This window comes from Enterococcus sp. LX10 (assembly GCF_023539285.1).
Lineage (GTDB): Bacteria > Bacillota > Bacilli > Lactobacillales > Enterococcaceae > Enterococcus > Enterococcus faecalis.
Genome location: NZ_CP092784.1, coordinates 1,215,763 through 1,238,531, shown reverse-complemented (window position 1 = coordinate 1,238,531; position 22,769 = coordinate 1,215,763). Strand labels below are relative to the sequence as shown.

The window sequence follows — 22,769 nt, the reverse complement described above, 5'->3', positions numbered from 1 at the left end:
AAGGATTGCCTTATGACTGTAGAATTAAAAAATATTTTAGATTTAGAAAAGTGGGAAAAATTGCAAGAATCATTGGCCTTAAGCACTCGCTTAGCCATTATTTTAGTCGATTATAAAGGTCGACCTGTGACGAAACATAGTCAAGTTCAACCCTTTTGCCAACTGGTACGCCACTCCCCTGAGCTCTCGAAACTTTGTGAAAAATGTGATGCTCGTGGTGGCTTGGAAGCTGTTCGCACTGGTCAGCCTTTTATCTACCGTTGTCACTTTAACATCGTTGATATGGCCATCCCCATTATTGTTGATAACCAGTATGTAGGAGCCATTATGGCTGGTGAAGTTTTGCTCGAAGATCACCAAGAAGAGTTAGAACAGGTTTTAACCATGAATGATGCCTTCATTCAAGAATTTTTAGTAACACACCAAGAGCTGTATCAACAATACCCTGTTTTAGAACTAGCAGACTTAGAAAAGAGCGCGACATTAATCGCTGATCTAAGCCAATATATTATTTCTGAAGCCATCAAAAAAGATTATTTAATCAATACGTACAAACAATCCTTACAGATTAGTTCGCGAAAAGAAGAGCTGGAGCCATTGAATATGATCCAAAAAGATATTCAACAAACTTTATTAACTGCTCAATTAACTCCTTCAAGTGCCTATCAAACTAAAAATAAGCAATTACAACCGGTTTTAGATGCCCTTTGGGAAAACAAATCGCTGCGTTTAAATTTACAAGAACTGGCAGACCTTGTTCATTTGACACCGACGTATTTAAGTCGTTTATTAAAAGAGGAGTTTGGTATTCCCTTTAGTCAATTTTATCGACAATTAAAAATCACATGGGCTAAACAGCTTCTTTCGGAGACAGATAAAACAATTGCCCAAATCAGTGAAGATTTAGGGTTTGTTGAAGATAGCTATTTTGTCCGTATCTTTAAACAAGAAACGGGTGAAACACCCCTTAAATACCGTAAAAGAAAGAACAGAGCATAAAAAAAACAACGACTCCTAGAAGTCGTTGTTTTTTTACACCTTTTGCTCTTGCTGTGGCTAATGCAACAAGTGCAAAAGGCGCATTATATCTGTCGTGCGACAAAGTGATACTATTAAATATGAATTGGTAAACCTAAAGCCAATTCAGCTGTATCCATAGTAATTTCGCCCAATGATGGGTGTGGGTGGATTGTTAAAGCAATGTCTTCTGCATTCATGCCAGATTCAATAGCTAAAGCTAATTCAGAAATCATGTCACTTGCACCGACACCGGCAATTTGTGCACCGATGATGACATTGTCTTCTACAGTTGTAACTAAACGCATAAATCCTTCAGTTTTATCTAAAGAGATTGCACGGCCATTACCAGCAAATGGGAATTTGTAACCTTTTGCTTCGATTCCCGCTTCTTTTGCTTCTGCAACAGTCATACCAACGCTTGCCAATTCTGGATCAGTAAAGGCAACAGCTGGCATTGCTTTGTAATCAACTGCAACTTTCTTACCAGAAATTGCTTCAGCAGCAATTTTTGCTTCGTAGCTTGCTTTATGCGCTAACGCAGCACCTGGTACGATGTCGCCGATTGCGAAGATGTTTTTCACGTTAGTACGTCCTTGGTTATCAACTGGGATTAAACCACGTTCGCCAATTTCAACGCCCGCTTGTTCTAAGCCTAAGTCGTCTGTGTTTGGACGACGTCCAACAGTAACCATTACGTAATCTGCTTCAACACTTTCTTCTTTTCCGTTAACTTCATATTTAACAGTGACGCTATCGCCATTGTCAACAGCTTCTTTAGCCATTGCTGAAGTCACGATTGTTACGTTTTTCTTCTTGAAGTCGTCTGTGACAACTTTAACCATATCTTTTTCATAAGTTGGTAAAATTGATGGGCTACCTTCTAAAATTGTTACTTCTGAACCTAAGTTAGCATAAGCGCCACCTAATTCAGCACCGATGACACCGCCACCGATAATAACGAATTTTTTAGGAACTTCTTTTAAGTTTAAACCACCTGTAGAATCTAACACGCGTCCGCCAAATTTGAATCCTGGGATTTCAATTGGACGAGAACCTGTTGCTACAATAGCATTATTGAATGAGTAAGTTTGTGCTGAGTCTGGGTGAATAACACGCAATGTATTTTCGTCAACGAAGAATGCTTCGCCTTCAATAATTTCTACTTTGTGTTTTTTCAATAACATGCCAACGCCGCCTGTTAATGATTTAACAACTGTGTTATCTTTCCAGTCTTGTGTTTTGGCAAAGTCTAATTCGACTCCTTTAGCTGTTACACCAAAAGTTGAAGAATCTTGTGCTTCTTGGTAATGATGTCCAGCAGCAATTAAAGCTTTTGAAGGAATACATCCAACGTTTAAACAAACGCCTCCGATGTATTCACGTTCGATAATCGCAACTTTTTGACCCATTTCTGCGGCACGAATTGCAGCAACGTATCCTCCAGGTCCAGCTCCGATTACGACTGTATCTAGTTCAATGGCGAAATCTCCTACTACCATTTGTTAATCATCCTTCCATTAATAGTAATTCTGGATCAGCTAATAAGCGTTTAATGTTGTTCATTGCTTTTTGAGCAGTTGCGCCGTCAACGATACGGTGGTCAAAGCTTAATGATAATTTCATCATGCGTCCCACAACGATTTCGCCGTCTGCATTAACAACTGGTTCTTGTGCAATTGTACCAACGCCTAAAATAGCAACTTCAGGGTAGTTGATTACTGGTGTAAACCAGCCGCCACCGACTGAACCAATGTTACTAATTGTGATTGTACCATCACGCATATCTTGTGCAGTTAATTTACCTTCGATAGCCAATGCTGCTTTTTCGTTGATTTCATCAGCGATAGCAAACATGCTCTTCGTATTAGCATTTTTAACATTTGGTACATATAAGCCATGATCTGTATCAGTAGCGATACCAATGTTAAAGTAATTTTTGTAAACAATTTCTTGTGCTGCGTCATCAATTGATGCATTCAAGATTGGGAATTTTTGAACAGTTGAAGTCAATGCTTTTACAACGTATGGTAAGAATGTTAATTTTGTACCATTTGCAGCAGCAACATCTTTAAATTTCTTACGGTGATCCCATAATTTAGAAACTTCTACTTCATCATGTAATGTTACGTGAGGAGCAGTGTGTTTGCTGTTAACCATTGCTTTAGCAATTGCTTTACGTGTTGGTGTCATTTTTTCACGTGTTTCCATTTCGCCTAAATCAGAAGTAAAGGCTTTTGGCGCTGCTTTAGGTGCAGCGGCTTCCGCTTTAGGTGCTGCTTCTGTTGCAGCAGCTTCAGTAGCTGGTGCTGCTTGAGAACCACCAGAGACAAAGGCATCAATATCCGCTTTAATGACACGGCCACCTTTACCAGTTGCAGTTACTTGTGTAATATCAACGTCTTTTTCACGCGCATACTGACGAACAGATGGCATTGCTAAAACGCGTTTGTTTGGATCAGCGGCTGCAACTACGCCTGTTGAAGCGGCTGGAGCTGATGCTTCCGCTTTAGGAGCGTCAGTAGCTGGTGCTGCGGCTGCTGGTGCTGCGGCTGCTGGTGCTGCTGAATTATGACCAGGTGCGTCAATTTCAACTAACACGTCACCCACATTGGCAACTGTTCCTTCTGGTACAACGATATTTTTTACAGTACCTGTTACTGGTGATGGAATTTCTTCTACTGATTTGTCATTTTGTACTTCTAATAATGAATCATCTTCATTAATTGTGTCGCCAGCTTTAACGAACCATTTAACGATTTCGCCTTCGGCAATTCCTTCACCGATATCTGGTAATTTGAATTGGAAAAATCCGCCAGCTGCTTCGGTTGTTGGTACAGCAGCAGGTTGTGCTGGTGTTTGTTCTTGTGCAGGGGCTGCTGGTGCTGCATCGTTATCTTCGTGACCAGGTGCGTCGATTTCGATTAACACGTCACCAACGTTTGCAACTGTTCCTTCTGGTACAACGATATTTTTTACAGTACCTGTTACTGGTGATGGAATTTCTTCCACTGATTTGTCATTTTGTACTTCTAATAACGTATCGTCTTCGTTGATTGTATCGCCAGGTTTTACAAACCATTTAACGATTTCGCCTTCGGCAATCCCTTCACCGATATCCGGTAATTTAAACTGATAAGCCATTTTTTAAGTCTTCCCTTCTTCGTTGGATCTGTCTATTTTCTTAGGAGCAAAACGCGGGGAAACGACTATAGTAGCTGAACATTTCATGCCTATAGCCGTATTCCACCTGTTTAATTCTTCGTTTATCTACTTCGAATAACTATTAAAATTCGACGATTTCTCTAGCTTTTGCTTCGATATCTTTCGCATTTGGTAACCAGATATTTTCTGCTTGTCCGAATGGGAAGATTGTATCTGGAGCAGATACACGTCCGATTGGTGCTTCTAATGATAATACGGCACGTTCAGAAATTTCAGAAACAACCATAGCGCCAACGCCAGCTTGTTTTTGTGCTTCTTGAACGACAACCACACGGCCAGTTTTTTCAACAGAGTTAATAATTGTTTCCACATCTAAAGGAGCCACTGTACGTAAGTCAATGATTTCTGCTGAAATATTGTCTTTCGCTAAGCTATCAGCTGCTTTAATCGCTTCACGAACCATAGCGCCGTAAGTGATGATTGATACGTCTGTTCCTTCACGAGTTACAGCCGCTTTATCTAAAGGCACTTCATAAGCTTCGTCTGGCACTTCCTCACGGAATGAACGGTATAATTTCATGTGCTCTAAGTAGACAACTGGATCGTTGCTGCGAATAGATGAAATTAATAGTCCTTTTGCATCGTAAGGGTTTGATGGAATAACAACACGAACACCTGGTGATTGTGCGATTAATCCTTCTAAGTTATCTGAGTGAAGTTCTGGTGTATGAACACCACCACCAAATGGGGCACGAACAGTAATTGGCATATTACGAGTTCCACCCATACGGTAACGCGTACGAGCCATTTGACCAACGATTTCGTCAAATACTTCAAAAACGAAACCAAAGAATTGGATTTCAGGAACTGGACGGTAACCTTGCAAGGCAAGACCGAAAGCCAATCCACCGATACCAGATTCAGCTAAAGGTGTATCGAAGACGCGGTCTTCACCAAATTTTTCTTGTAAACCTTCAGTTGCACGGAAAACCCCACCGTTGTTACCAACGTCTTCACCGAAGATTAAGACATTTTCGTCTTTCTCTAATTCAAGAGCTAAGGCATCTGTAATTGCTTGGATCATAGTTTTTTGTGCCATTTTTATTTCGACTCCTTCGCTTCATAAAATGCAATTTGTTCTTTAATTGTTTGAGGTTGAACTTCAAACATATTTTTCAAGAAATCAGAAACTTTTTGTTTTGGCGCTTTATCCGCTTCTGCAATCGCTACTTTGATTTCTTCTTTTGTTTTTTCAATAATTTCTTCTTCTTTTGCTTCAGACCATAAGCCTTTATCTGTTAGATATTTACGGAAACGAGTCAATGGATCTTTTTGTACCCATTCGTCATCCATTTCTTTTGAACGGTAACGTGTTGGATCGTCTCCAGATAAAGTATGTGGACCATAACGATAGGTTAATGTTTCAATTAAAACTGGACCGTTTCCTGCAGCTGACCAATCACGTGCTTCTTTTGCAATTGCGTAAACTGCTAATGGATCCATACCATCAACTTGAATACCAGGAATTCCTGCTGCAACAGCTTTTTGAGCTAAAGTTTTAGCCGCTGTTTGTTTTTCACGAGGTGTAGAAATCGCAAAACCATTGTTTTGGATAATGAAGACACCGTTTGCTTGGTAAGCACCAGCAAAGTTAATTGCTTCATAGAAGTCCCCTTGTGAAGAACCGCCGTCACCAGTATAAGTGAAGACAACATTTTCTTTTCCACGTTTTTTCAATCCTAAAGCAACACCAGCTGCTTGGATGTATTGAGCACCGATGATAATTTGTGGTGGTAATGCATTTAAATCTTCCGCGTAGTAGTTCCCTGCTACGTGACCACGAGACCATAAGAAAGCTTCTCTTAATGGTAAACCATGTTGTACTAATTGAGGTACATCACGGTAACCTGGTAATAAGTAGTCTTCTTTTTCCATTGCAAATTGACTTGCCAATTGGCTTGCTTCTTGTCCAGCTGTTGGCGCGAAGAATCCTAAGCGTCCTTGACGGTTTAATGCAGTAGAACGTTGGTCTAACACACGAGACCAAACCATGCGTGTCATTAATTCAACTAATTCCTCATCCGATAAATCAGGTACTAAATCTTCATTCACAATTTTTCCATCTTGATCCAAGATTTGGAAAGTTGGGAAATCAGCGTCGACTTTAGCCATTAGCTCTTTAAAGTCAATAGGTTTTTGTTTCTTAGCCTTTGCCATTTTGTCACACAATCCTCTCTATTACGTTTCTTTAATTTCGACAAAAGTAAAACAGAGTGCGAAACTGTATTACTTTTTATCGACTACACTTAACAAATTATCACTAAATTCGAAAAAGCGCAAGAAAAAAACTCTAATTTCTTCATTTTTTCACAAAAGAGCAAAACCGCATGTTTTTGCGGTTTAGTGATAATTTTCACAAACAAGAAAACGGTTTCTGTTCCACACTTCTTCTGTACTATTTTCCCTCTAACTGTTATATTCTATTTTGAAAATATTATATAACAGTTCTATTAATTCGAGCCCCCCCATCCCCGAGCTGGCTAGTAATCTGATTTCCGAACTTTGCTTTTTCATGAAAATTATCTTGAAAAAACCAAAAAATAAAAACCGTCAGCCGAGTAACCTACTCAGCATGCGGTTTTTTATTTTTTAGAGAACAAAGTTTTTTTCGTTAATTTTTATTTTTTTTGGCTCGTTTTTTTGCCAAATACTTTACCTTAGGTTTTATCACGAACATTCATTGCTTAAAATCACCAAATTTTCGCAAAACGAGTAATACAGCTTAGCAAATTCTTTTCTCTTTCAGTAGATTTTACTAAATCCATTCCTTGGTAATTTTAATATATAAACGTTTAGCTACTTCAACAGTTAACATGTACGCAATGATGATTCCAAAGAACCATGGCCAGTAGTTAGCCGGAAGTTTCACAAAGTCAAAAACCTCTCTTATAGGCGTTGCTACAATCAGGAAACCGAGTAAAATTGCGCCTAAACTACTTAACATCACAGGCATTGACGCACGACTTTGAATGAATGGTATTTTCCGCGTCCGGACCATATGAACAACTAATGTTTGACTAACAAGTCCCACCATAAACCAACCTGTTTGGAATAAATGTTGAGTTGCCAAACTATTGGCGCTAAACACAAACCACATGACAAGATACGTTAGAATATCGAAAATACTACTTACCGGGCCAATACATACTGTAAATTTCGCTAGGCCGTTTGTTTCCCAACGAACAGGGCTTAATAACTCTTCTTCATCGACATTATCCCAAGGAATTGTCAACTGAGCCACATCATAAATCAAATTTTGAATCAAGAGTTGTAAGGAAAGCATTGGTAGGAATGGTAAAAAGGCACTGGCTACTAAAATTGAAAAGACATTCCCAAAATTAGAACTGATAGTAATTTTAATATATTTCATCATATTGCTAAATACTTTTCGTCCTTCAATCACACCAGATTCCAGTACATTTAAACTTTTTTCCAGTAAAATAATCGAACTAGCATCTTTAGTAATATCAGCTGCAGTATCTACTGAAATGCCCACATCAGCTTTTCGTAATGCTGGTGCATCGTTAATCCCATCCCCCATAAAACCAACCGTATGACCTTTTGCTTGTAGCAATTCAATAATTTTAGATTTTTGCATTGGATTTAATTTGGCAAATAAATTAGTTTCTTCTACTTGCGCCCGCAACTCTTCATCTGTCATTGCTTCAATTTGAGAACCTAATAACACATGGGAAACTTCAATGCCTACATCTTTACAGACTTTTTTGGCGACAATGTCATTATCGCCCGTTAGCACTTTCACGTTGACACCATGTTCATGTAAGGAGCGGATAGCGCTGACAGCTGACTCTTTTGCTGGATCAAGAAAACCCATAAACCCAATCAATGTCATCTCTTTTTCATCTTCAACTGAATAAACTGCTTCTTTATGGACATCTTTTTTAACAGCTACCGCTAACACACGCATCCCTTGTTTGTTCATTTGAACATTCACTCGGCGTAGTTCTTCTCGTACAGCAGTGCTTAATGGTACAATTTCGCCATTAATTTGCGCATGCGTGCACACTTCTTCCATTTCTTCCACGGCGCCTTTCGTAATCATCAATTGATGATCATCTGCATTTACGACAACCGTTAAGCGGCGTCTGGAAAAATCAAAAGGAATTTCATCAATTTTAGTGACATTTTTAAACGGCGTTTTCCATTGATGCTCTTCATAAAAATTAATAACGGCAATATCCATTAAATTTTTCCAACCTGTTTGATAAGAAGAATTTAAGTAGGCTAAATTTAGAACCTCGTCACTCAAATCACCTAATGGATTCAAATGTTGAACCAAAACTACACGATCTTCGGTAATCGTTCCAGTCTTATCTGTACAGAGCACATCCATACCACCCAAATTTTGGATAGCCGCTAATTCTTTAACAATGACTTTATGTTTCGATAAGGATAATGCACCCTTGGCTAAGTTACTCGTAACAATCATTGGCAACATTTCTGGTGTCAAACCAACTGCAACGGCAATCGCGAAGAAAAACGCTTCGCCCCAAGCACCTTTAGTTAAACCATTAATCAAGAAAACGATTGGAAACAAAATCATTACCATTCGTAATAAAAACTTACTGACTTTTGCTAAGCCTAAGTCAAAACTGGTTTTTCCTCGTTGTGTTGTAGCATTTTTAGCAATATCACCAAAAAATGTATGCTGCCCAGTTTTTAAAATAATCGCTTTTCCTTGTCCACTCAAGACATCTGTGCCCATAAACACTAGGTCTTGCATATCTAATGCAGAAACCTCTGTTTGTTGACGATCCACACCTGCATCCACAAATTTTTCGACAGGCATGGATTCGCCTGTTAGCGACGATTGATTAACGAATAAATCTTTGGTCCAAATCAACACGGCATCTGCAGGAATCATGTCTCCTGTAGCTAAAGTTACAATGTCTCCTGGAACAATTTCGTCCATTGGAATTTCTTTCGTAATCCCTTCCCGTGTCACTGCAGCGGTGTTTTCAATTAATTCTTTTAAATCCAAACTCGCTTTTTGCGAACGATATTCTTGTATAAAAGCAATCAAGACACTGGCTAAAATCATCACGCCCATCACGATAGCGGCTTCGAAATCTTTCGTTAAAGTTGAAACGACCATCAATAAGGCTAAGACATAGACAAATGGATCTTTGAATGCACTTAAAAATAAAATAATTGCTGGGGTTGGCTTTTGTGCAGAAACTTCGTTTGGTCCAAATTCCTCTAATCTTTTTTCGGCATCTTCATTCGAGAGTCCTTTTTCAGATGTCCGTAATTCCATCATTAATTCCCGTTCAGAAAGCAATGCCAATTTACGTAATTCTTGATCTTTGGTGGCTTTTCTCATATCCATTGTTTTTTTGTTCATCATTTTCTTTTCCTCCAAGGTTGTGGTCACCTCCCGAAAAGAGTGCTAAAATCTTCTCCTTTCGTTGGTGACTGTATTTTGTTTCTCTGTTCACTTCCAGGGTCTTCCATGACAGTCATCCTTTCTTTTTCTTATTTATACTTCCAGTGAATAATTGCTTTTTTGCCAAACACACAAAAAAGGACCTACTCAACAATAGAGTACGTCCCAAAATACCATCTTTAAATAAGATTCTCTATCGTTGAGCTTTAGCACTATAGGGCGTAGATAACATGTATCAGCTACATTATGAATAACCTTCACGATTATTCCTGTTCAACCAACTAAGGGTCTCTCGATCCTTTCGCGGCAGCAGCATTTGTCCAAATAGGAGCCTCACCTAACAATTATTCAGTTTTTATCCACTTCTTATAATAGAGGAGTTTGACATTCTTGTCAAAAGATTTATGACTTTTTTGTTATAAATAAAAAATAACTACTTTAAAGTTTCCTTTATTTCTGCTTTTCGCTCAGGAATAAACCACATGACTAAAACAATCGTATCAATAATCAGAACAGCGATTGGCGCTACCAGTTTGCCTACAATCAACGCAATAATATTCAACACAATCGAAAGCGTTAATTTTGGATAGTGGCCAAACAAACGTTGTACTTCGGATTTGGGCCCATTTGCCTGAATCAATGCCCGCACCACTAGATAATAAGCAACATCAGCTCCTAATACTACTAAACCATATAAAGCTTGTGGCGGCCAAGAAAATGGATGTTCACCTACCCAACCAGTAACAAACGGGAAAAACGTCAACGTCAAAATTAAAAAATTATTCATCCAAAGGACACGTCCATCAATTTTACGGACACTTTGAAATAAATGATGATGATTGTTCCAATAAATTAATAAAGTAACAAAACTAATTAAATAAATAATGATTTTGTGTCCAGATTGGGTCAGAGCAGACCAATCTGCTTTTTCAGGAATTTTTAATTCTAAAATTAATAACGTTAAAATAATCGCAATGACTGCATCTGTAAATGCTTCTACACGTGTTTTCGGCATCATTTCCCCTACTTTCATAAAATTAAATAACTTACCCAAAGTAAGTATAACGCATTTCTGTAAAAATTCAATTATTTATGAAGTCTCTCGGTTGTTGAAGTTCCTAAAAACGAGTGCAAGAGCCCTACTTAAAAGTAAGCCTCTTGCACTCGTTATAGAACAAATCAGTTATTGGAAGACCCCTGCCTGATAAGGTGCTAACTGCATCCGTTTCTTCACCGTAAAATCTTGATTCCCTAATAATTGTTGCCACTTTCTGCCCAGTAATTTATTCGGCAAGTCAAATTGGCACTTTTCTCCACTTAAATTGACAATCACTAACGCTGTTGCCTCAGTTGTTTTTCTTAAAAAAGCAAAAACAGACGGATGATTGGGCGCTAATAGTTCAAACTGTCCATCTGTAAAGACTGGATTGTCTTTCCGCAGCGCAATTAACTTTTTATAATAATTCAACACGGATTGTGCATCCGTTTCTTGGTCAGCCACATTTATTTCTTTGAAATTGGGATGAATTGCTAACCACGGATGCCCCGAGGTGAATGAACTTGCCTCTTGACTCGTCCATTGCATAGGCGTACGCGAATGGTCCCGCGTCCAATGCGCCACTTCTTTTAATGCTTGTTTCGCATCGTAGCCACTTTCTATAAGCAAACGATAATGGTTATGAGAATCTTTAGCATCTAACTCGTCAATCTGTTGAAACGGATAATTAACCATGCCGATTTCCTGTCCTTGATAAATAAACGGCGTTCCTCGCAAGAGCAAGGCGATTGTTCCAATCGCCTTAGCAGAATGAGAGGTTTCATTGCCTAAAATCGAATTGATTCTGGGATTATCATGATTTTCTACATATAATGCATTCCAGCCTTCTGTCCCTAAATGCTTTTGCCAGCGAGCCATTACTTTTTTATAGCCTAAAATATTTAACCGTTCTTCTCCTGGCTTTCCTTCTCGAACATTGTGCTCTAATTCAAAAATCATATTCAGATAGCCCGCATCATTGGTCCATTCCACCGCTTTTTTACTTGAAACGCCACTAGCTTCCCCCACTGTCATGATGTCATACTCAGCAAAAATAGCTTTCAAATCCAGCATATAGTCTTCAATGCCTTTTACATTCATAAAGGGAGCCCATGGATTCGTGGTAATTTTAAAATCCCAAGGTTCTTTTTGGATATGACTAATCGCATCCAATCGGAAACCATCAATTCCCAAATCTAACCACCAGCGAATCATCGCATAAATCTCTTCACGAACTTTAGGATTTTTCCAGTTCAAATCAGGTTGCTCTTTTGCAAACACATGAAAATATGCTTGCTTTGTACCCGCGTCATACGTCCAAGTCGAGCCACCAAAAAAGCTTTGCCATTCATTCGGCATACGTTCTGGTGTCGCATCGGCCCATAAATAATACTCACGATACGGATTATCTAAACTTTTTTTCGCTTCAACAAACCACGGATGTTGATCACTGGTATGATTGACTACCAGATCAAGAATAATCTTCAAACCTAATTGATGCGCTTGATCCAAAAGTTCTTGAAAATCTTCCATCGTACCAAATTCTGGCTGAATCCCTTGATAATCCGCAATATCATAACCATTGTCAACGTTTGGCGAAGTGTAAATCGGATTTAACCATAAAAAATCGACCCCTAGTTCTTTTAAATACGGTAATTTCTCAATAATTCCCTGCAAATCACCAATGCCATCCCCGTTGCTATCTTTAAAACTCCGAGGATAAATTTGATAACCGACAGCATTTTTCCACCATTGTTCCATCTTATTGACTCACTTTCACAACAAATGCTTGCCAAGGCGCTAACGAATAGTCTGCTAAAGCAGTGACATCTGTCGGCATATTTTCAATCATTACTTGTTCTACATGAACGTCTGCAGAAAATGGCTGAACTTTGTCAGAAAAGTTCGTTACAACAAGCCAGCGTTCCTCACCATAGGTACGATAAAAACTGATCACTTCCTCCACTGTTTCCAGCAATTCAAAGTTGCCCCAAACAATTAAAGGATGTTCTTTTCTCAAACGAATCATTTCTTGGTACGTATAGAATAGTGAATTTTTATCTGCCAAAGCAGCAGCGACGTTAATCGTTTGATAATTGGAATTAACATCAATCCAAGGTGTACCAGTCGTAAAGCCCGCATTTTTTTCAGCGGTCCACTGCATAGGCCGGCGTGCATTGTCGCGACCTTTAGTATTAATTTTCAGCAAAATTTCTTCTTTAGAATATCCTTTTTCTAGATACTCATGGTACATGTTAATCGTTTCGATGTCCCGCGCTTCACGAATATCTGTAATCGGCGTATTGGTCATACCAATTTCTTCCCCTTGATAAATATAAGGTGTGCCTTTCATCATGTGCAGTAAAATAGCGAATAACTTACTACTTTCCAACCAATGTTCCTGATCATTTCCCCAACGCGAAATCATTCTCGGTAAATCATGGTTATTCCAAAATAAAGAATTCCAGCCATCATTTCCTAATTCTGTTTGCCATTTTGCAAAAACCTGTTTCAACTTGGCAACTTCCATTGGCTGAAGGTCCCATTTTTCTTTACCTGGTTGTTGATCCAAGCTCATATGTTCAAACTGAAAAATCATAGATAATTCATGACGCTCTGGACTAGAGTACATTTTTGCAATTTCAGGTGTGGCCCCCCATGTTTCACCTACAGTTAACAGCTCTTTGCCTCCAAATGTCGCGGCGTTCATTTCTTGTAAATAACGATGTAAATGAGGTCCATTCGCGGTGATCTCTTCTCCTGGAATTTTACCCACTAAGTCAATTACATCTAAACGGAAACCGCCAATTCCTTTATCAATCCAAAAATTCATCATCTCGTAAACCGACTGACGCATTTGTTGGTTTTCCCAATTTAAATCTGGTTGTTTTTTACTAAACAAATGCAAATAGTATTGCCCACTCGCTTCATCAAACGTCCACGCCGAACCCGAAAAGGCAGATTTCAATCGGTTAGGCACACCGCCATCTGAAGCAGGATCAGCCCATACATAATAGTCTCGGTAGGGGTTCTCCTTGCTTTTTTTCGCTTCAATAAACCAACGATGTTCATCTGACGTATGGTTAACAACTAAATCCATAATAATTTCAATCTTTCGCTTTTTCGCTTCCTCAATTAGACGATCCATATCCGCCATCGTCCCAAACTCTGTCATAATCGCTTCATAATCAGAAATGTCATAACCATTGTCATCATTGGGTGATTGATAAACTGGTGATAACCAAATAGCCCCAATGCCTAACGTTTCCAAATAATCCAATTTTTCAATAATTCCTGGTAAATCTCCAATGCCATCTCCATTGCTATCCTTAAAACTGCGAGGATAAATCTGATAAACCACGACTTCTTGCCACCAATGTTTTTCCATTCTTCTTCACATTCCTTTGCTTAATTATTATGCTTGATATAAAAGAAAACCTTTTGGTAAAACCATTATCTGTTCTGAAGCAATTTCGATAGAAGAACTTAGCAAAACTTCTCGATCAGTTCTATCAACAAATTGTGTCTCTTGGCCAGTATTAAAAGTCCCATAGATCGTCTGTTCCTCCAAACAACAAGCGAGTCTAATCAACCCCGTTTCAAAAGAAGTTCCTGTCCAATCGATTGTTCCACCAGAAAAAACAGCCGCATACTTTTTGCGAAGGGCAATCAATGATTTTACAAATTCCTTCAAATCCAAATCTTGCTGATTTTCCTCCCAAACCATACAACGACGACAATCAGGATCCATATCACCTGTCATACCAATTTCATCACCATAGTAAAGACAAGGGACACCTGGTTGAATATACGTAAACGCTAATACTTGGCGCATCAACTCTTTATCCTCTTTCGTTTCATGCAATAAGCGTGGTGTATCGTGGGAATCTAAAACATTAAACTGCATTTGATTCGTTTGTTGGCGATAGAGCATTAACTGGTTGTTCATTTCAGAAAGCATCTTTTCCAAGGACAGTTCTTGCTTGACAAAGTAGCCCATAATCGCATCTGTGTATGCATAATTCATCACTGCATGAAATTCGTCTCCTTGGAGCCAGCTTTGCGACGAGTGCCAAATTTCTCCTAAAATATAAAAATCTTCTTTTGCGTCATCACATGTTTGCCGGAATTTTTTCCAGAACGCATGATCCACTTCGTTTGCCACATCTAAACGCCAGGCGTCAATATCATATTCCTCAATCCAATAACGAGCAATTTCTAAAAGATAGGCTTGCACTTCTGGATTTGCTGTATTTAATTTAGGCATATGCGGAGTGAATGCAAAAGTATCATAGGTAATGTTGCTTGCTTCTTCAAAATCAGCACTTTCTTCATAGCTAGCTGGAAACTCATTTACGTGGAACCAATCGGCATAAATTGAGTCCTGGCCATTTTTTAACACATCTTGCCATTGAGGCGAAGTGTCCCCCATATGGTTAAAAACGGCGTCCAACATAATCTTGATGCCCCGTCGATGACACTCTTCGACTAAACGCTTAAAGGTAGCGCCATCACCAAAAGCTGGGTCAATTTTTAAATAATCAATCGTATCATATTTGTGATTAGAAAACGCTTCAAAAATCGGGCAAAAATATAAGCCATTAACACCTAAATCTTCAATGTAATCAAGATGATCTAGCACCCCTTGCAAATCCCCACCAAAAAAATCTTGTCGATCTGGTCTTTTAGATCCCCACGGCAACGTCCCTTCAGGATCATTGGCGGGATCACCATTTGCAAAACGCTCTGGAAATATTTGATACCAAACCGTTTCTTTTACCCATTCAGGTGCTTTAAAACGATCGATTTCATGAAAATACGGCATCCGAAAATAATTATTCGCCATCGCTAAATACTTTTCTTCTAAAGGATAAATGCCGTGTTCGCCATAAAACGCCGTCAAGCCATCCGTCCCTACTAAAGTAAAAGCATATGAAAGGCGTTTAAATTTTGCACTTAATGCAATAAACCAGTAATCATATAACTCCGTAGATACTAACTTCTCCATGGTTAACGACTGTTGGTACCACTTTTCTTTTCCTAAAAGATAAGGATCTCCTTGCATTAATTGGACAGAGGCAATGTCGCCTTTTGCCGTACGCAAACGAATATGCATGGTTTCTTCTGTATAAAGATAAGCAAATTCACTTTCTGGACGATGGTAGATTGCAGCAGTGTTCATTTAATTCTCTCCTTTAATTGTCGCTTTTCGTGTATTTTCTAATACTCGAACACATTTTAGCGCAAACGATTGCATTTGTATACCCTTTTTTATTTTTTTATTTAAAATGCTTAATTAGTGGTATACACCACTTTAAATAAACAGCATGTTATTTATAACAAAAAAACTTTTTTAACTTTCTCGATGAAAAACACTTGATTATTTCCGCAATCGGTTGCATAATAAGACTTGTAAAAAATAATTTTTGGAGGGTTCAAAAATGAAAGCGAATTGGAAAAAGATTTTAATGGGCGGTATCCTTTTAAGTGCTTCCGCGGTTTTACTTACTGCCTGTGGTGGTGCAGAAAAAACGAAAGCTGAAAATGAAAGCGGTTCAGCAAATAAAGCAGCTGGTGACGTAAAATTATGGGTTGATACTGAATATATGGGCGTCTTTAAAAAAGTTGTCGCCGATTTTGAAAAAGAAAACCCCGATATTAAAGTTAACTTAACTGCTGGAAATTCGGCAGATGCTAAAAAAGACATTGCAAAAGATCCTAAAGCTGCCGCAGATGTTTTCATGATGCCACATGATCAAATTGGTCAAATGGCAGAAGCTGGTCTGATTTACCCTAACACAAAATATGAAAAAGAAGTCAAAGAAAACAATATCGACTCAGCAGTTGCAGGGGTCACTTGGAAAGACAAAGTCTATGCCTACCCTTATGCCGTAGAGTCACAAGTTCTTTATTATAACAAAGATACGTATTCTCCAGAGGAAATCAAAACTTGGAAGTCTTTAACTGAAAAAGGCAAAATCGGTACCAATTTTGGCGAAGATGGCGCAAATTATATCTTCGGTCCTCTATTTATGAGTAACGGCGATTACTTATATGGTGAAAATGGCGAAGATCCAAAAGGTACCAACTTTAATAACCAACAAGGTATAGAAGTATTACAATGGATTGCCGATCAAAAAAATAATCCTGGTGTGATCCAATCAAATACAGAAGCATTGTCTAATCTAGGTTCTGGCAAAACGGATGCCTTCCTTTCTGGTCCTTGGTCTAAAAACGATGTAGAAAAAGCTCTTGGCGACAAAATGGGGGCCGCTGCCTATCCAACCATTGATTTTGGCAATGGAGAAAAACAAATGAAAGCTTTCTTGGGCGTTCGTAGTTTTGCTGTCAACCAACAAACACAAGCACCATTGGCCGCAATGACATTAGCAAACTATTTAACAAGTGAAAAATCACAAATGACTTACTTCAAAGAAATCGGTTTTGTCCCTTCAAACAAAAAATTACAAACAAACGAAGAAATCACACAAGATACTGTTGCAAAAGCTATCTTAGAAATGGCGCAACCAACTCACTCTGTGGTAATGCCAAAAATCCCAGAAATCGTTTCATTCTGGCCTGCGATGGATGCAGTGATCAATGATACGTACAAAGGCAATATCAAACCTGCGGATTATCAAGCAAAATTAGATAAATTAGTCCAAGACACATCAAAAGAAGCAAAAGAATAAAAAGAGTAAAGAAATGGGACGAGCTTCAATCTGCTGTCCCATTTCCTCTATCTTTTTTATTTAAGTAGAAAGTGAGTGAACGAAGATGTTCAAGAAAAAGAAAGCCCAGACGTCATTTCGAGAGGTCTTTAAAAAAGGCGACTTCGCTACAAAACTATCTTTTTTAGTTATGGGTGCTGCAAACTTCGCCAACAAGCAGTGGTTAAAGGGAATCATCTTTTTAACAGCTGAAATTGGCTTTATCTATTGGTTAATCCGCAATGGTTTCCACGCATTAATGATGCTAGGAACACTAGGGACCCAACAGCAAGGATTAGTATATGATGATTCTTTAGGGATTGAAGTTCTAAAAGAAGGCGATAATTCAATGCTCTTATTATTATTCGGAATTGCAGCAATTTTAGTCTGTTTATCGCTAATCATTTTATATGTAATCAATTTAAAAAGCGCCCGTCACCTATATGAATTAAAGACAGCCGGCAAAAAAATTCCAACAACTATGGATGATTTACGTAGCTTGTTAAACGAACGTTTCCATGCAACTTTAATGACGATTCCCTTACTAGGCGTTCTTTTCTTTACCATCTTGCCGTTGTTATATATGATTTCCATTGCCTTTACCAACTACGACCATAACCATTTGCCACCGAAAAACCTTTTTACTTGGGTTGGATTGGCAAATTTAGGTAATGTAATCACAGGCGATATGGCTTCAACGTTCTTTCCAGTACTTGGCTGGACCTTGATTTGGGCTGTTTTTGCAACCGCAACTTGTTTCTTTTTTGGAATCATTTTAGCCTTGCTTATCAATACAAAAGGCTTAAAATATAAAGCATTTTGGCGGACTATTTTTGTCATCACGATGGCCGTACCTCCGTTTGTTTCACTTTTAATTATGCGAAACCTCTTAAATGGTTCCGGACCTATCAATGCTCTGTTGTTAAACTGGGGCTTAATCGATTCTTCTATCCCCTTCTTAACAGATCCGAATTGGGCAAAATTAACCATTATTGTTGTCAATATGTGGATTGGTATTCCTGCTACGATGTTAATTTCTACAGGGATTATCCAAAATCTCCCTGAAGATCAAATCGAAGCTGCTAGAATTGACGGCGCCAATAAATGGCAAATTTTTAAAAGTATTACGTTTCCACAAATTCTATTTGTGATGACCCCGGCGCTAATTCAACAGTTTATCGGCAACATCAATAACTTCAATGTCATTTATCTATTAACAGGTGGTGGGCCAGCCAATTCTAACTTCTACGGTGCAGGCTCAACTGACCTTTTAGTTACCTGGTTATACAAATTGACTGTCGATACAATGGATTACAATTTAGCCTCTGTGATTGGTATTTTAATCTTCATTCTCTCCGCAGTCTTCAGTTTAATTGCCTATACACGGACGAATTCATTTAAGGAGGCGTAACTTATGGCTAAAGCAAAAAGTTACCAGAAAAAACAACGCACTGCACTTACCAGCGTTTACATCATTTTAACCATTTTAGCAGTTTTTTGGATGTTCCCTATTGTGTGGATTATCTTAACAAGTTTTCGTGGCGAAGGCGGTGCATTTGTTCCCTATATCATTCCCAAGACATTCACTTTAGAAAACTATAAAGTATTATTAACAAATCAGACTGGCAACTTCCCCTTTGTCCGTTGGTTTTTGAACACCTTGTTCGTTTCCATCGCAAGCTGTCTGTTATCAACTTTTATTACAATCGCAATGGCTTATGCGCTGTCACGGTTGCGTTTCCGCTTAAGAAAACCATTTTTAAAAGTGGCGCTCGTTTTAAATATGTTCCCTGGTTTTATGAGTATGATTGCCGTTTACTATATTTTAAAAGCCTTAAATTTAACTGAAAGTTTATTCGCTTTAATTCTGGTTTACTCTGCAGGCTCGGCGCTAGGTTTTTACATCGCCAAAGGGTTCTTCGATACCATTCCGATGGCTTTAGACGAGTCGGCTATGATTGACGGTGCCAACAAGTGGCAAATTTTCACAAAAATTACGTTGCCATTGTCGAAACCAATTATTGTCTATACTTCTTTAACCGCCTTCATGGGCCCTTGGATGGATTTTATTTTCGCAAAAGTTATTATGGGTGATAAAGTTGAAAATTACACCGTTGCGATTGGTCTCTTTTCGATGATGACCAAATCAACAGCTAATTCACTATTCATGGCTTTTACAGCTGGATGTGTGCTAATTGCCATTCCAATTACTATTTTATTTATATTAATGCAACGTTTCTATGTAGAAGGCGTGACTTCTGGCTCTGTCAAAGGCTAGAAAAAACATCGTTTGGTTTATAGCCAAACGATGTTTTTTATTTTTTGGCGTTGTTTTCCTTACACGTTTTTCTTCGTAGCGCTTGATAATTGGACAAAATTTTCATGACCGCCAAAAAGTGTTGATTGACTTCTTGATAATCCTCTAACGAAAGAACACTAAGTGTTTCAGATAGTTGCTGTTTTACTTGATTTTCTTTTTGCTTAAAGAGCTTCTCGCCTTCTTTTGTCGTATAAACATTAACCACGCGGCGATTTTCCTGATTATGGCGACGTTGAACAATCGCTCGTTCTTCTAACCCCGCAATAGAGCGACTCACTTGAACTTTCGACGTTCCTACTTGGTTGGCTAACTCTGTCATACTGATTCCTTCATTCGTTGCCACAATTAATAAAATTAACATGTCTAACTTTGTTAATTTTAGATCCTCCAAGTCTAGGTCTTTAAAAAGCAATTGGCTCATATATGAAAAAATTTCAGTAAAGACACTAATATCTAAATTTGATGAATGCTTCTCTTTATCCATATGTTCTCCCTCGTTTCCCACCTAGTGTATACTAAATTCACTTGATTATCAAATGGTAATGATTGATTTTTGTTAACTATTATGTTACGTTATACACTAACTTAAGGTTGTGTTGTTGATAAATTGGAAGAAGGATGCGAAAAATATGCTAGAACTCAAAGAGATAAAAAAATATTATACTGTCGGCGGAACGACCACTAAAGCTTTAGATGGCGTCTCTGTCGCTTTTCGAAAACAAGAATTTGTAGCCATTCTGGGTCCCAGCGGCTCTGGTAAAACGACGATGTTGAATGTGATTGGCGGATTGGACAATTACGATTCTGGTGACTTAATCATTAACGGCAAATCAACAAAAAATTTTAAAGAAGCCGACTGGGATGCTTATCGGAATAACTCAATTGGTTTTATTTTTCAAAGTTACAACTTAATTAGTCATCAAGGGATTTTGGATAATGTCGAGCTTGGTATGACACTGAGTGGTATTTCAAAAGCAGAAAGACGCCAAAAAGCCGAAGATGCACTCATCCGTGTCGGTTTGAAGGACCATATCCATAAAAAACCTTCCCAATTATCTGGCGGTCAAATGCAACGGGTTGCCATTGCTCGTGCTTTAGCTAATGATCCCGATATTTTACTTTGTGATGAACCAACTGGTGCATTGGATTCAGAAACCAGTCTGCAAATTATGGCACTTATCCAAGAACTTTCGAAAGAAAAATTAGTCATTATGGTGACCCACAACCCTGAATTAGCTCATGAATACGCTGATCGAATTATTGAATTTTCAGATGGCCAAATTCGTCATGACTCGCGTCCTCATATTGAACATGAAAAAAAAGAACCTTTCGAATTGAAACGCACCAAAATGAAATTCACGACTGCGCTGCGTTTGTCTTTTAATAATATCCGCACTAAAAAAGGGCGAACTTTTTTAACCGCCTTTGCTTCAAGTATCGGAATTATCAGTATCGCGATTGTCCTTTCTCTTTCAACAGGATTCCAGAAACAAATTGATAAAACTCAGTCGGAAACGTTAGCGCAATTTCCGATTACCATTTCTAAAATAGCGACAGATCAAGATCCAGAAAGTTTCAATAATCAGGACAAAAAAGGGACCTTCCCGAAAGAAAAAGAAGTGACTGCTAAAATTAGCGATGCGGACCGTGCGCAACACACGAATTTAATTGATCAAAAGTTTATTGACTATGTCAATCACATTGATCCTGAATTAAGTAATAATATCGGCTATACTCGTCTAGTCAATATGAACTTATTAAGAGAAATCAACGGGAAAGCACAAACTGTCAAATTTTCAAACGATGCGCCCGACGGCCAATCAAACGCGATGGCTTCTATGATGGCTGCCCAAACTGGCGTCGGCGTTTCTGCTTTTCCTAAACAACTAGAAAATGGAAAAAACAATTTCTTAAAAGACAATTACTCGTTGCTTGAAGGAAATTATCCAGAAAAAGAAACCGATGTCGTTTTAATCGTCGATAGTAACAATACCACCAATATTAATGCTTTAAAAAATCTTGGCTTTGACGTGAAAGATAATCAAAAGATTGCCTTTTCAGACATTGTTGGCACAAAAATGAAATTAGCCAATAATAATGCATTTTACACCAAATTACCGACAGGCAACTTCATTCCTAACCAAGATTTGCAAGCTGTTTACGATAACCCAGAAAATACTGAATTAACAATTTCAGGGATTTTGCGAATTAAAGATTCTTCAACAATGAATCTATTAGCACCTGGAATTGCTTATAGCGATGCACTTTCAACTAATATGATTGCCAAAAACAAAACCTCTGACATTGTTAAAGCGCAAGAAGCCAGCAATACTAACGTTATGACTAACGAAACATTAGATGCTTCCGCGAAAGAAAACCTGTTGTCTTATTTAGGAGCGAATGAAATTCCTTCAAGTATTATGATTTATCCAAACGATTTCAAATCAAAAGATAAAATTCTTGATTATTTAGATGCTTATAACAAAGGAAAAGATAAAAAAGACCAAATCATCTATTCTGATTTAGCTGGAACAATGACCCGCTTAACAGGTGGTTTAATGGATGCCATCACCTATGTGCTGATTGCATTTGCTGGGATTTCCCTTGTTACAAGTATGATTATGATTGGAATCATCACCTATACTTCTGTCATTGAGCGAACCAAAGAAATCGGTATCCTGAAAGCGTTAGGAGCTCGTAAAAAAGATATTACCCGGGTGTTTGATGCCGAAACTGCTATTTTAGGTGTTGCCTCTGGCATTCTTGGTGTTGTGATTGCTTTTCTCGCAACATTTCCGATTAACGCAGTACTCTATAACCTGACTGATTTAGAAAATGTTGCCACCTTAAATCCAATTCACGGGATTATTTTGATTGTAATTAGCACAATCTTAACCATGATTGGTGGCCATATTCCTGCCCGAATGGCAGCGAAAAAAGATGCGGCAGTTGCTTTACGTGCAGAATAAATAACAAAAAAACAATCCTTTAATTTCTCTTAAAGGATTGTTTTTTATTTGTATTTCTTATAAAACCTCCGTATACTAAGTGATT

15 protein-coding genes and 1 riboswitch are annotated in these 22,769 nt (G+C 38.3%); of the genes, 5 read left to right on the top strand and 10 right to left on the bottom strand.

The annotated features are described in order from the left end of the window. Positions 1 to 12: 12 nt before the first annotated feature. The gene (locus MKZ30_RS05915) at positions 13 to 999 is read left to right on the top strand and encodes a PocR ligand-binding domain-containing protein (RefSeq protein WP_033601147.1); all 987 of its coding nucleotides are present in this window, start codon (positions 13 to 15) and stop codon (positions 997 to 999) included. A 113-nt stretch (positions 1,000 to 1,112) separates the two neighbouring features. Here MKZ30_RS05915 and lpdA read toward each other — a convergent pair whose 3' ends face one another. From lpdA to MKZ30_RS05870, 9 genes are all read right to left on the bottom strand, one after another. After that, positions 1,113 to 2,519 carry a dihydrolipoyl dehydrogenase gene (gene lpdA, locus MKZ30_RS05910; protein WP_002357765.1) on the bottom strand — a complete coding sequence of 469 codons (1,407 nt, stop codon included), beginning with the start codon at positions 2,517 to 2,519 and terminating at the stop codon, positions 1,113 to 1,115. Positions 2,520 to 2,526: 7 nt separating this feature from the next. Continuing rightward, positions 2,527 to 4,161: a dihydrolipoyllysine-residue acetyltransferase gene (locus tag MKZ30_RS05905; RefSeq protein ID WP_129226092.1), complete on the bottom strand. Its 1,635-nt coding sequence runs from the start codon at positions 4,159 to 4,161 to the stop codon at positions 2,527 to 2,529. Between the two features lie 142 nt (positions 4,162 to 4,303). Continuing rightward, positions 4,304 to 5,281, bottom strand: coding sequence for an alpha-ketoacid dehydrogenase subunit beta (locus tag MKZ30_RS05900; RefSeq protein ID WP_002357767.1), 978 nt, complete (start codon positions 5,279 to 5,281; stop codon positions 4,304 to 4,306). Between the two features lie 2 nt (positions 5,282 to 5,283). Then, positions 5,284 to 6,399, bottom strand: a complete 1,116-nt coding sequence (gene pdhA, locus MKZ30_RS05895) for a pyruvate dehydrogenase (acetyl-transferring) E1 component subunit alpha (RefSeq protein WP_002357768.1) — start codon at positions 6,397 to 6,399, stop codon at positions 5,284 to 5,286. Between the two features lie 598 nt (positions 6,400 to 6,997). Continuing rightward, entirely contained in the window at positions 6,998 to 9,610 is a 2,613-nt protein-coding gene (mgtA, locus tag MKZ30_RS05890) for a magnesium-translocating P-type ATPase (protein ID WP_002388982.1), read from the bottom strand. A 223-nt stretch (positions 9,611 to 9,833) separates the two neighbouring features. Beyond that, positions 9,834 to 10,001, bottom strand: a riboswitch (M-box (ykoK) riboswitch). A gap of 81 nt (positions 10,002 to 10,082) precedes the next feature. Further along, positions 10,083 to 10,664, bottom strand: coding sequence for a TMEM175 family protein (locus MKZ30_RS05885; protein WP_016617274.1), 582 nt, complete (start codon positions 10,662 to 10,664; stop codon positions 10,083 to 10,085). 168 nt (positions 10,665 to 10,832) lie between these two features. After that, a complete protein-coding gene (locus MKZ30_RS05880) occupies positions 10,833 to 12,446 on the bottom strand; it encodes a glycoside hydrolase family 13 protein (RefSeq protein ID WP_033601348.1) in 1,614 nt (537 codons plus the stop codon). Between the two features lies 1 nt (position 12,447). Next, complete coding sequence (locus MKZ30_RS05875; RefSeq protein ID WP_010715143.1) at positions 12,448 to 14,073, bottom strand: glycoside hydrolase family 13 protein; 1,626 nt, start codon at positions 14,071 to 14,073, stop codon at positions 12,448 to 12,450. Positions 14,074 to 14,100: 27 nt separating this feature from the next. Beyond that, on the bottom strand, positions 14,101 to 15,867 hold the full coding sequence (locus MKZ30_RS05870) for a glycoside hydrolase family 13 protein (protein WP_010816476.1): 1,767 nt from the start codon (positions 15,865 to 15,867) through the stop codon (positions 14,101 to 14,103). A gap of 259 nt (positions 15,868 to 16,126) precedes the next feature. On the opposite strand from MKZ30_RS05870, the gene MKZ30_RS05865 reads away from it, so the two are divergent. The 3 genes from MKZ30_RS05865 (at position 16,127) to MKZ30_RS05855 (ending at position 19,673) form a co-directional block, all read left to right on the top strand. Continuing rightward, the gene (locus tag MKZ30_RS05865) at positions 16,127 to 17,377 is read left to right on the top strand and encodes an extracellular solute-binding protein (RefSeq protein WP_002395113.1); all 1,251 of its coding nucleotides are present in this window, start codon (positions 16,127 to 16,129) and stop codon (positions 17,375 to 17,377) included. 85 nt (positions 17,378 to 17,462) lie between these two features. Further along, positions 17,463 to 18,806, top strand: a complete 1,344-nt coding sequence (locus MKZ30_RS05860) for a carbohydrate ABC transporter permease (protein WP_002357775.1) — start codon at positions 17,463 to 17,465, stop codon at positions 18,804 to 18,806. Positions 18,807 to 18,809: 3 nt separating this feature from the next. Beyond that, positions 18,810 to 19,673 carry a sugar ABC transporter permease gene (locus MKZ30_RS05855; RefSeq protein WP_002360454.1) on the top strand — a complete coding sequence of 288 codons (864 nt, stop codon included), beginning with the start codon at positions 18,810 to 18,812 and terminating at the stop codon, positions 19,671 to 19,673. 37 nt (positions 19,674 to 19,710) lie between these two features. On the opposite strand, the gene MKZ30_RS05850 is transcribed toward MKZ30_RS05855, so the two are convergent. Continuing rightward, positions 19,711 to 20,220 (bottom strand): MarR family winged helix-turn-helix transcriptional regulator, encoded by a 510-nt coding sequence (locus MKZ30_RS05850; RefSeq protein ID WP_002365578.1) that lies wholly within the window; start codon positions 20,218 to 20,220, stop codon positions 19,711 to 19,713. A 124-nt stretch (positions 20,221 to 20,344) separates the two neighbouring features. Here MKZ30_RS05850 and MKZ30_RS05845 point away from each other — a divergent pair, with 124 nt between their 5' ends. After that, positions 20,345 to 22,684, top strand: coding sequence for an ABC transporter ATP-binding protein/permease (locus tag MKZ30_RS05845; RefSeq protein WP_010715140.1), 2,340 nt, complete (start codon positions 20,345 to 20,347; stop codon positions 22,682 to 22,684). Positions 22,685 to 22,769 lie beyond the last annotated feature (85 nt).

Excerpts from the sequence above, each read along its gene's own strand:
- MKZ30_RS05915 (WP_033601147.1), top strand. The coding sequence starts at position 13 with ATGACTGTAGAATTAAAAAATATTTTAGATTTAGAAAAGTGGGAAAAA.
- lpdA (WP_002357765.1), bottom strand. The coding sequence starts at position 2,519 with ATGGTAGTAGGAGATTTCGCCATTGAACTAGATACAGTCGTAATCGGA.
- MKZ30_RS05905 (WP_129226092.1), bottom strand. The coding sequence starts at position 4,161 with ATGGCTTATCAGTTTAAATTACCGGATATCGGTGAAGGGATTGCCGAA.
- MKZ30_RS05900 (WP_002357767.1), bottom strand. The coding sequence starts at position 5,281 with ATGGCACAAAAAACTATGATCCAAGCAATTACAGATGCCTTAGCTCTT.
- pdhA (WP_002357768.1), bottom strand. The coding sequence starts at position 6,399 with ATGGCAAAGGCTAAGAAACAAAAACCTATTGACTTTAAAGAGCTAATG.
- mgtA (WP_002388982.1), bottom strand. The coding sequence starts at position 9,610 with ATGATGAACAAAAAAACAATGGATATGAGAAAAGCCACCAAAGATCAA.
- MKZ30_RS05885 (WP_016617274.1), bottom strand. The coding sequence starts at position 10,664 with ATGCCGAAAACACGTGTAGAAGCATTTACAGATGCAGTCATTGCGATT.
- MKZ30_RS05880 (WP_033601348.1), bottom strand. The coding sequence starts at position 12,446 with ATGGAACAATGGTGGAAAAATGCTGTCGGTTATCAAATTTATCCTCGG.
- MKZ30_RS05875 (WP_010715143.1), bottom strand. The coding sequence starts at position 14,073 with ATGGAAAAACATTGGTGGCAAGAAGTCGTGGTTTATCAGATTTATCCT.
- MKZ30_RS05870 (WP_010816476.1), bottom strand. The coding sequence starts at position 15,867 with ATGAACACTGCTGCAATCTACCATCGTCCAGAAAGTGAATTTGCTTAT.
- MKZ30_RS05865 (WP_002395113.1), top strand. The coding sequence starts at position 16,127 with ATGAAAGCGAATTGGAAAAAGATTTTAATGGGCGGTATCCTTTTAAGT.
- MKZ30_RS05860 (WP_002357775.1), top strand. The coding sequence starts at position 17,463 with ATGTTCAAGAAAAAGAAAGCCCAGACGTCATTTCGAGAGGTCTTTAAA.
- MKZ30_RS05855 (WP_002360454.1), top strand. The coding sequence starts at position 18,810 with ATGGCTAAAGCAAAAAGTTACCAGAAAAAACAACGCACTGCACTTACC.
- MKZ30_RS05845 (WP_010715140.1), top strand. The coding sequence starts at position 20,345 with ATGCTAGAACTCAAAGAGATAAAAAAATATTATACTGTCGGCGGAACG.